General features: G+C 73.5%; 3 protein-coding genes. 1 reads left to right on the top strand and 2 read right to left on the bottom strand.

Translation table 11 applies throughout. The annotated features are described in order from the left end of the window. Window positions 1-500 precede the first annotated feature (500 nt). Complete coding sequence (otsB, locus tag HY68_RS13090) at window positions 501-1,349, bottom strand: trehalose-phosphatase (RefSeq protein ID WP_041988357.1); 849 nt, start codon at window positions 1,347-1,349, stop codon at window positions 501-503. A gap of 20 nt (window positions 1,350-1,369) precedes the next feature. Beyond that, window positions 1,370-1,684, bottom strand: a complete 315-nt coding sequence (locus tag HY68_RS13085) for a DUF3263 domain-containing protein (RefSeq protein ID WP_078863585.1) — start codon at window positions 1,682-1,684, stop codon at window positions 1,370-1,372. Window positions 1,685-1,803: 119 nt separating this feature from the next. Here HY68_RS13085 and HY68_RS40065 point away from each other — a divergent pair. After that, window positions 1,804-2,373 (top strand): ROK family protein (locus HY68_RS40065; RefSeq protein ID WP_041988355.1); only part of this gene is annotated, 570 nt, incomplete at its 3' end.

The following is a 2,373-nucleotide window of genomic DNA, read 5'->3' as shown; positions in this document are numbered from 1 at the left end:
TGGTGCCACGTCGCCGCCGGGGAGTGCTCTTGGCCCTTGTGGGCGAGCCGCTCCAGCGTGGCGGCAAAGCCGCCAACGCGTGCGCCGACCGCCGCCGCCGTCCGGTCTGATCCGCAGACCGGGCCCGAGGCCCTGTCCGGCCGGCCGGCCGGCAGCGACTGGTGTCACGTGGGCGTCGTCGCGCGCCGACAACGCCGCGAGGCGCGGCATCGGTCCCGCAAGCACCGCAAGATCCCACCGGCACTATTTGTGCGTGAGGGACGCCCGCCGTGCAGCCGGTGCGTGGTCACGGCGGTACGTGTGACCGCAAGGCGACCGGGCGAAGCTTGCCGGGCCTAGGCCCTGTCCGGTCGATCTTCGCGGATCAGCCCGCGGCGTCCGGTGCGGTGCATCACAAGGCGGAGGATCATCCCCGTACTGGTTGTACGGGGATCGGTCCGACAACGCGGCGAGGTGCCGTGCCAGGCGTCGCGGGCCCGCGAAGATCGGCCGGGCAGGGCCTAGTCCGCCACCGCCGCCGCCAGGTCGGCCAGGAAGTCCGCCACCGCTCCCGGGCCCGGGAGTACCAGGTCCGCGCCTGCCGTCATCTCCGGGACCTCCGTGCCTCCGCTGCACACCAGCAGACCCGGGTGGCCTTCCGCGCGCAGCCGGTCCACGGCAGCGAACGCCGGGAGGTCGCCCAGGTCGTCGCCCGCGTACAGGACCGTCTCCGCGCCGACCTCGCGTACGTACTCGGCGAGGGCGACGCCCTTGTCCATGCCGGGCGGGCGCAGTTCCAGGACCATCCGGCCCGGTTCCAGCATCAGACCGTGCCGGTCCGCCAGCTCGGCCAGCGGCTCGCGCAGTGCGTCGAAGGCGGCCTGCGGATCGGCGGCGCGCCGGGTGTGGACGGCGACCGCCTGGCCTTTCTCCTCTATCCAGGTGCCCCGCCAGGCCCCGAACTTGTCGAGGAATCCGGGCAGTTCGGCGCGGGCCGCCGCGACGCCCGGATGCGGCGCCGGGGTGCGTACGGTGCCGGTGACCGCGTCCCAGCGCTCGGCACCGTAATGGCCGAGGACCACGAGATGGTCCAGGCCCGGTACGCCGGCGAAGCCGCCGTACCGTACGGCGACCCCGGCGGGACGGCCGGTGACCACGGCGACGGAAGCGACGCGCGGCGCGAGGGCGGCGAGTGCGGGCACGGCGCGCGGGTGCGCGCGGGCCTGTTCGGGGTCGGGGACGATGTCGGCGAGGGTGCCGTCGAAGTCGAGCGCCACGACGGCTTTGCCGGGCCTGGCCAGGAGCGCGGCCAGGCCTTCGGCGCCTGCGGCGGTGGTCGGATGCGGCAGGGAGTGCGGGTTGCTGCCCATGCCCACGACCTTATCGAGCCTCAGCGCTGCGCGCGGTGGGCCTCCCTGATCCTGCGCAGCCTGTTCACCGTCACCGGGTCGTGCGCGAGCGCCAGCGGGTCGTCGAGCAGGGCTCGGAGCAGCTGGTAGTAGCGGGTCGGCGAGAGGCCCAGCTGCTCCCGTATCGCCCGCTCCTTGGCGCCGGGGCCCGGCCAGCCGACCCGCTCCATGCCGAGCACGGCACGGTCACGGTCCGACAGCTCACGGTCGGACAGCGCACGTTCGGCCGACTCGGGTTCGGCCGACTCGGGTTCGGCCGACTCGGGTTCGGCCTCAGGGGCGTGGTCTTGTTCCATGGCGCAGCCACGCTACCCGGCGGCACCGACATTCTTCGGAATCGAAGTTTGTATGGGTGCAGAACAATCCCGGGCAGTGGACTAGACCTTTCATAGGTCTTCGCGGGAGACTGTCTCCCGTGGAACACGTCATCGCCCTCGATGTGGGCGGCACCGGTATGAAAGCCGCCCTGATGGGCGCCGACGGCACGTTGCTGCACGAGGCCCGCCGGCCCACCGGCAGGGAGCGTGGCGCGGGCGCCGTCGTCGAGACGATCCTCGGCTTCGCCGCCGAACTGCGCACCTACGGCATACAGCAGTTCGGAGAGAGCGCTCTCGCCGCCGGCGTCGCCGTCCCCGGCATCGTCGACGCGGAGCGCGGCATCGCCGTGTACTCCGCCAATCTCGGCTGGCAGGACGTACCGCTGCGCGACCTGCTCGGCGCCCGCCTCGGCGGGATCCCCGTCGCGCTGGGGCACGACGTGCGCACCGGCGGCCTCGCCGAGGGGCGGCTCGGCGCCGGCCGGGGGGCCGACCGGTTCCTGTTCATGCCGCTGGGCACCGGGATCGCCGGGGCCATCGGGATCAACGGCTCGATCGAGGCCGGCGCGCACGGCTACGCGGGCGAGATCGGCCATGTCGTGGTCCGTCCCGACGGGCCCGTGTGCGGCTGCGGACAGCGCGGCTGTCTGGAGACGCTCGCCTCGGCC

This window comes from Streptomyces sp. AcH 505 (assembly GCF_000818175.1).
Classification (GTDB): Bacteria; Actinomycetota; Actinomycetes; order Streptomycetales; family Streptomycetaceae; genus Streptomyces.
Note: the sequence above shows the minus strand (reverse complement) of the source record. Positions and strands in the feature narration are given on the sequence as shown.

Excerpts from the sequence above, each read along its gene's own strand:
- HY68_RS13085 (WP_078863585.1), bottom strand. The coding sequence starts at position 1,684 with ATGGAACAAGACCACGCCCCTGAGGCCGAACCCGAGTCGGCCGAACCC.
- otsB (WP_041988357.1), bottom strand. The coding sequence starts at position 1,349 with ATGGGCAGCAACCCGCACTCCCTGCCGCATCCGACCACCGCCGCAGGC.